Origin of the sequence: Hydrogenophaga sp. (assembly GCF_019264445.1) — a bacterium.
Classification (GTDB): Bacteria; Pseudomonadota; Gammaproteobacteria; order Burkholderiales; family Burkholderiaceae_C; genus Hydrogenophaga.
This window is the reverse complement of the sequence record NZ_JAHVAB010000031.1, coordinates 23,826-31,027: the sequence shown is the minus strand read 5'-3', so window position 1 is coordinate 31,027 and position 7,202 is coordinate 23,826. Positions and strand designations below refer to the sequence as shown.

The 7,202-nt window shown below is 69.9% G+C and carries 3 protein-coding genes; 2 read left to right on the top strand and 1 reads right to left on the bottom strand.

All coding sequences use genetic code 11. The annotated features are described in order from the left end of the window. A partial coding sequence (gene glnE / locus KXJ60_RS04770) for a bifunctional [glutamate--ammonia ligase]-adenylyl-L-tyrosine phosphorylase/[glutamate--ammonia-ligase] adenylyltransferase (protein WP_291124618.1) occupies positions 1-2,111 on the bottom strand: 2,111 nt, incomplete at its 3' end. 14 nt (positions 2,112-2,125) lie between these two features. Here glnE and KXJ60_RS04765 point away from each other — a divergent pair. Continuing rightward, a complete protein-coding gene (locus KXJ60_RS04765) occupies positions 2,126-6,334 on the top strand; it encodes a YhdP family protein (protein WP_291124616.1) in 4,209 nt (1,402 codons plus the stop codon). 53 nt (positions 6,335-6,387) lie between these two features. Continuing rightward, complete coding sequence (locus KXJ60_RS04760; protein WP_291124614.1) at positions 6,388-7,194, top strand: carbon-nitrogen hydrolase family protein; 807 nt, start codon at positions 6,388-6,390, stop codon at positions 7,192-7,194. Positions 7,195-7,202: the final 8 nt, after the last annotated feature.

Here is a 7,202-nt window from a genome sequence, read left to right as displayed (position 1 = left end):
TCGTAGACGAACACGATGTCCAGGTCGCTGCCGTAGCCCAGCTCCTTGCCGCCGAGCTTGCCGTAGCCAATGATGGCGAAGCTGGGTTCGTCGCGATGGCGATTCTTCAGGCGCGCCCAGCACCAGCGTGCGGTGGTGCGCAGCACGGAGTCCGCCAGGGCGGACAGATCGTCGGCCACCTGCTCCACGGTGAGCACCTTTTCCACGTCGCGCGCCAGCGTGCGGAAGACCTCGGCATGGTGCGCGCGGCGCAGCAGGTTGAGCAGGGCTTCCTCGTCGTCTTCGCCGGTGGAGCGCAGCGCAGCGCGGCGCGCTTCCAGTTCGGCCTCGAACTGCGCCGCGTCAAAGCGGTCGGTGAGCAGCTGCTGGCTGGCGAGCTCGTCGATCACGCCGGGGTGTTTGAGCAGATAGCGCGCCGGCCACTTCGCCGCACCCAGCAGGCGCAGCAGGCGCTCGTGCACGGAAGGCCGTTCCTGCAGCAGGGCGAGGTAGCTCTCGCGGCGCAGCAGCGGCTCGATCCAGTCGGCCATGCGCAGCGCGGCTTCTTCGCTCACGCGCCCCTCGTCAAGCCAGGCGCCGGTGCGTTGAACGAGCCGCACGAGGCGCGCGCGCGTGTCTTCGCGCAGGGCGAGCACACGCGGGTGCTCGCGCCACTGGCCCACCTTGGCGGCGAACGCCTCGGGCAACTGCCCCAGCACATGCTGCAGTTCGTCGACTGCGCTGCGGCCGTTGGCGCCGTTCTTGTTGCTGCATCCCTTGCCGCTGCAGCCACCGTGGGTGGGGCCGCCGAGCAGGGTGTCGAATTCCTGGGCCACCAGCTCACGGTGCGCATCCAGTGCGTGCAGGAAAGCGCACACATCGGCAAAGCCGAGTGTGGCGGCGAGCCAGGCCAGGTCGTCATCGCGCGTGGGCATCACGTGCGTTTGCTGGTCGTCCAGGTACTGGATGCGGTGCTCCACGCGGCGCAGGAATTCGTAGGCCTGCGCCAGCGCGGTGGCGGTGGCCTGCGGCATGAGGCCGGCCTTGCACAGGCGCTGCAGCGCGTCCAGCGTGGGCCGGGTGCGCAGCTCGGGGAACTGGCCGCCGCGCACCACCTGCAGCAGCTGCACGGTGAACTCGATCTCGCGGATGCCGCCGCGCGAGAGCTTCACGTCGTTCGAACGCCCGGGGTTGCCAGCAGCGCGCTTGGAGGCGTGGTCCCGAATCTGGCGGTGCAGCGTGCGCAGGGCATCGAACACGCCGTAGTCGAGATAGCGGCGGAACACAAAAGGCAGCACCGTGCCGCGCAGGGCGCTGGCGCTGCGGTCTTTCACGCAGGACAGGGGCGCGATCACGCGGCTCTTGAGCCAGGCGAAGCGCTCCCACTCGCGCCCCTGCACCAGGAAATACTCTTCCAGTGCACCGAGCGACACGGCGCTCGGCCCGGAGTTGCCGTTGGGCCGCAGCGCCAGGTCGACGCGGAAGACGTTGCCGTGCTCCGTGGTGTCGCCCACGGTGTTGTAGATGTGCTTGACCGCCTTGCCGAAGTACTCGTGGTTGCTGATGCGGTTGCGCCCTTGCGCATTGCCGGCGGTCTCGCCGTCCTGGTCGTAAACGTAAATCAGGTCGATGTCGCTGGACACGTTGAGCTCACGCGCCCCGAGCTTGCCCATGCCGATCACCCACAGCTGGGCGCGCTGGGTGCCCTGGGCCGTGTCGAACTGGGGTGCGCCGTGCAGCTCGTCGAGGTCTGCGCAGGCCAGTTTGCAGGCTTCGTCGAGCGCGAGCTCGGCCAGCTCGGTGACGGCTCGCGTGATGACCGCCAGTGGCGCGCCCTGCTCGCAATCGAGCACCACCAGGCGCTCCATGACCAACTGTCGCAGCACGCGCAGGGCCGCCGGCATGAGCAGGCCGCGCCCGCGCAAATCGGCCAGGCAGACCTGCATGCTGGCGAGCACGGGTTCGCCCGCAGGCAGACAGGGGAGCTCAGCGCTGTAGCGGCGGCGCACCCGCTGCACAAAGCGCGAGTGGTCGGCCTGGCGGTCGCGCTCCGACAGCGGCGCACAGGGGTTCACATTTGATGACAAAGGGGTGTCGTCCGCTGTGGAACCTGGGGAGTGGCTGGCCGTCATAATTTGCGGTGGACATGAATCAAAGCCCGGCTCCTATCGCTCCTGCCACGCGAACCCTCAAGACGCTTTCGGTGGCAGCCCGGCTCTGTTTGTGGCTTGTGTTCCTGGCGTGGGGCCTGTTCGTGATGACCTGGGCCGCGCTGAATTGGTGGATTGTGCCCCGAATCGGCGAATGGCGCCCCGAGCTGGAACGATGGGCGAGCAGCGCGGTCGGGGCCCCTGTTCGGGTGGGCGACATCCGTGCCGACAACACCTCGCAAGGCTCGCGCTGGTTGCCGGCTTTCATGCCCTCTTTCGAGCTGCGCGACGTGCAACTCTTCGATCCACAAGGCCGCGTCGCCCTGCACCTGCCGCTGGTGCGCACAGCGGTGTCGGTGCGCTCGCTGTGGCACGGCCACTTCGAGCAGATCGTGATCGACCAGCCGGTGCTGGATGTGCGCCGCACCGCGCAGGGCCGCATTGAGGTGGCCGGGCTGGACCTGGGTGGCCAGGGCCAGAGCGATGGTCGAGCGGCCGACTGGTTTTTCTCGCAGCGCGAGTTTGCGATCCAGGGCGGCACGGTGCGCTGGACGGACGACCTGCGCGCGCAGCCTGCGCTGTCCCTGGGCGATGTGTCCTTTGTGGCGCGCAACACCGTTCGCCACCACCAGTTCCGGCTGGACGCGACGCCGCCGCCCGAATGGGGCGATCGCCTCACGCTGCGGGGGCAGTTGCGCGAACCGCTGCTTGAACTGGTGCGGCGGCCGGCCGGGCAGAAGCCGTGGCAGGGCTGGAGCGGCGAGCTCTACGCCGACTTTGGCCGGGTGGACGTGGCGCGCCTGCGCTCGTATGTGGACCTGTCCACCTGGGGCGTGGAGGTGCGCGCGGGCGAAGGCGCGCTGCGCGCCTGGGCCGAGGTGGCGCACGGTGCCGTGACCGGCATCACGGCGGATCTGGCGCTGCGCCATGTGGACACGCAGCTCGGCCGCGACCTGCCCGCGCTGGCCCTGGACGACCTGCACGGCCGGCTGGCGGCGCAATGGTCGGACGCCGGTTTCACCGTCTCCACCGACGACCTGCGCTTTCGCACCCGCGAGGGTGTGGACTGGCCGGGCGGCGCTTTGCGCGTGCAGCACACCGCCGCCACCCGCGGGCGCGGCGCACAGACCGAGCTGAGCGCGCAGCGGCTGGAGCTGGGCGCGTTGGCGGCCTTGGCCAGCCGCTTGCCTCTGCCGGGTGAGGCGCACCAGCGCCTCGAACAGCTCAGGCCGGCCGGGCGCATCGACGACTTCTCGGCGCGGTGGGAGGCGCGAGCGGCTGAGGCCGGTGCCAGCGGCTGGAACCCGCAGACCTACCAGGCCCGCGGACGCGCCAGCGGCCTGGCCCTGGCGGGCGAGCCCAGCGGCAAGATGTCCTTGTCCGGCCGCTACCCTCTGCCGGGGCGCCCCGGCATTTCGGGCGCCGACGTGGCGTTCGATTTCAACCAGTCGGGCGGACGCGCCAGCGTCAGCGTGGCGCAGGGCGCGGTGGAACTGCCCGACGTGTTCGAAGACCCCCAGGTCTTGGTCAACAGCCTTCAGGCCGACGCCTCCTGGCGGGTGCAGGGCGAGCGCATCGAGGTGCAGCTGGACAACGTGCGCCTGGCCAACGCCGATGCCGAGGGCACGGCCCAGGTGCGCTGGCGCACGAGCGACGTGGTGGCGGGATCGACCGCTTCCCGCTTTCCCGGCGAGCTCGATCTCACCGCCACGCTCACCCGGGCCGACGCCACGCGCGTGCACCGCTACCTGCCCCTGACACTCAACGCCGACGTCCGTCGCTATGTGCGCGAGGCGGTGCGGGGAGGCAGCTCCAGCCGCGTGGGTTTCCGCGTGCAGGGGCGGGTGGATCATGTGCCCTTTGACAAACCCGGCGACAGCGGCGAGTTCCGCATCACCGCGGCCCTGAAGAACGTCGACTTCGCCTACCTGCCGCCCCATCTGCAAAACGCCAGCGACGTCGCCTGGCCTGCGCTGCGGGGTGTGTCGGGCGATCTGTTGCTTGATCGCGTGGCGCTCAGGCTGAGTGGTTTGCAGGGCAGCGTGGTGGGGGCGCCCGGCGTGCGCCTGAGCCAGGGCCAGGTGGGCATTGCCGATCTGGTCCACGAGCCGGTGCTGGAGGTCGATGCACAGGCGCAGGGGCCGGCCAACGAAGCGCTGGGTTTCGTGCAGCAGTCGCCGCTGAATGCCATGACCGGCCAGGCCCTGGCGCGTGCGCGGGTGGGTGGCGCGGCGCAGGTGGGCTTCTCACTGAAAGTGCCGCTGCTCAACGCCCGCGCCACGCAGGTCAGCGGCACGGTCAGGCTCGATGGCAACGACCTGCAGATCAGCCCGGACTCGCCGCTGCTCGGGCGCGCCAGCGGCACGCTCACCTTCAGCGAAACCGGTTTTGCAGTGAAGGCGGCGCAGGCGCGGTTGTATGGCGGCGACATGCGCTTTGAGGGCGGCATGCAACCCGATGCCGCCGGCCCGGCCAAGGTGCAATTCCGCGGCCAGGGCGTGGCCAGCGCCGAAGGCCTGCGGGACGCCGGGCTCGGTGTCGTCTCGCGTCTCTTCCAGCACACCAGTGGCAGCACCGCGTACACCGCGCAGCTGGGCTTTCGAGCCGGTGTGCCCGAGCTGCAGATCAGCAGCAACCTGCAAGGCATGGCCCTGAACCTGCCTGCGCCGTTGAACAAGACCGCCGAGTCCACGCTGCCGCTGCGCCTGGACACCAGCGTGCTGAGCGTGGTGAGCGGCAGCGCGCGCAGCGACCGCCTGGCCCTTCAGCTGGGGTCGTCGCTCGCACCGGTGGCCTCGCTGCAGTACGAGCGCGAACTGGGCGCTGCCGAGCCCAGGGTGTTGCGCGGTGCCATTGCCGTCGGCATGCCCGGCGATGCCGCCGCCCCGCCGCTTCCCGCCGAGGGCGTGACGGCGAACGTGCAGCTCGACCAGCTGGATGCCGATGCCTGGGAGCGCACCTTTTCCAGCGCCACGGGCGTGGACGCGCGCACGGCGGCCACGGCGGCCGCCACGGTGTTGCCGCGTGCGGGCCCGACCGTGAGCGAGGCAAATGCCAGCCTGGGCTACCTGCCCACCACGGTGGCGCTGCGCGCAGACCGCCTGACCGTGGCCGGCCGGCACTTCCATCGCGTGGTGCTGGGTGGCTCGCGCGATGGCCCGCAGTGGCAGGCCAACGTCGATGCCGATGAACTCAACGGGTATGTCTCGGTGCGGCAATCGGGCGCGGGCACCGCGGGCAACGTGTATGCGCGGCTGGCGCGCCTGCAGCTGGAGCCGTCGGTGGCGAACGACGTGGAGCAGCTGCTGCAACAACCCACCACCAGCGTGCCGGCGCTTGACATCACCGTGGGCGAACTCATCGTGGCCGGGCGAAACCTGGGGCGCGTCGAGGTGGAAGCGATCAACCGGGGCGGGCCGCTGCGCGGCAGCGAATGGCGCCTGACCAAGCTCAAGCTGGGCGCCCCCGAAGCGCGCCTGAGCGCCACCGGCAACTGGGCCACGCTGGGCGGGAGCGGCGCCACCCAGCGCCGCACCGCGCTGAACTTCCGCCTGGACATCGACGACTCCGGCGAGCTGCTCAACCGCTTCGGCCGTGCCGGGCTGGTGCGCGGCGGCAAGGGCCGCCTGGAGGGCAACATCGGCTGGATCGGTTCGCCGCTGGCGATCGACTACCCCAGCCTGTCCGGGCAGCTCCACGCCGACATCGAACGCGGCCAGTTCCTCAAGGTCGATCCCGGTGCCGGTCGCCTGCTCGGCGTGCTCAGCCTGCAGGCGCTGCCGCGCCGGCTGGTGCTGGACTTCCGCGATGTGTTCTCTGAAGGCTTTGCGTTTGATTTCGTGCGGGGCGATGCGCGCATCGAACAAGGCGTGCTCACCACCAACAACCTGCAGATGAAGGGTGTGAATGCGGCCGTGCTGATGGAAGGCAGTGCCGACATCGCGCGCGAGCAGCAAGACCTCAAGGTCGTGGTGGTGCCCGAGATCAACGCCGGCACCGCATCGCTGATCGCCACGGCCATCAACCCGGCCATCGGCCTGGGTACTTTTCTGGCGCAGTTCCTCTTGCGCCAGCCTTTGCAGTCGGCCACCACGCAGCAGTTCCGCATCACCGGCAGCTGGGCCGATCCGCAGGTGGACAAGGTGGAGCGACCCGCATCGCCAGCGGCCGCAGCGCCCCGGGAACCTGTACCGGTGCTGCAGTAAGCTGTCGTGCGCGCGGCGCCGCCGTCGCCGCCTCGATCTCGAAAGGACTCCCCATGAAAGTCGCCGCCATCCAGATGGTCTCGGGCATCAGCCTGGACGCGAACCTCAGCGAAGCCCTGCGCCTGCTGCGCCAGGCGGCCGCTGCGGGTGCCGAGCTGGTGGTGCTGCCCGAGTACTTCTGCTTCATGGGCGCCAAGGACGAAGACAAGCTGGTGCTTGCCGAGACACCCGGGTTGGGCAAGGTGCAGGACTTTCTGTCGGACGCGGCCCGCGACCTCAAGCTGTGGTTGGTGGGTGGCACGCTGCCCATGGCCACCGACGACCCGAGCCATGCGGCCAATGCCTCGGTGGTGTTCGACCCGCATGGCGAGAGCGTCAGCCGCTACGACAAGATCCACCTGTTTCGCTACGACAACGGCCGCGAGCACTACGACGAAGCCACTGTGCTGGTGGCGGGAAACACGCCCACGGCCTTCGACTGCCGAGACCGCAGCGGCCAGGCGTGGCGCGTGGGCCAGAGCGTGTGCTACGACCTGCGCTTTGGCGAGCTTTACCGCATGCTCGCGGCCGACATCCTGCTGGTGCCCTCGGCATTCACCTTCACCACGGGCCGCGCGCACTGGGAGGTGCTGCTGCGTGCCCGCGCGATCGAGAACCAGGCCTTCGTGATCGCCAGCGCGCAGGGCGGCACGCACGAAAACGGCCGGCGCACCTGGGGCCACAGCATGGTGATCGATCCCTGGGGCGAGATCATGGCGCTGCAGGCCGAAGGCCCGGGGGTGGTGCTGGCGGATCTGGACATCGGGCACCTTCGCAGCGTGCGCCAGCAATTGCCGTCGCTGCAGCACCGCCGTCTTTGATCGCAAGC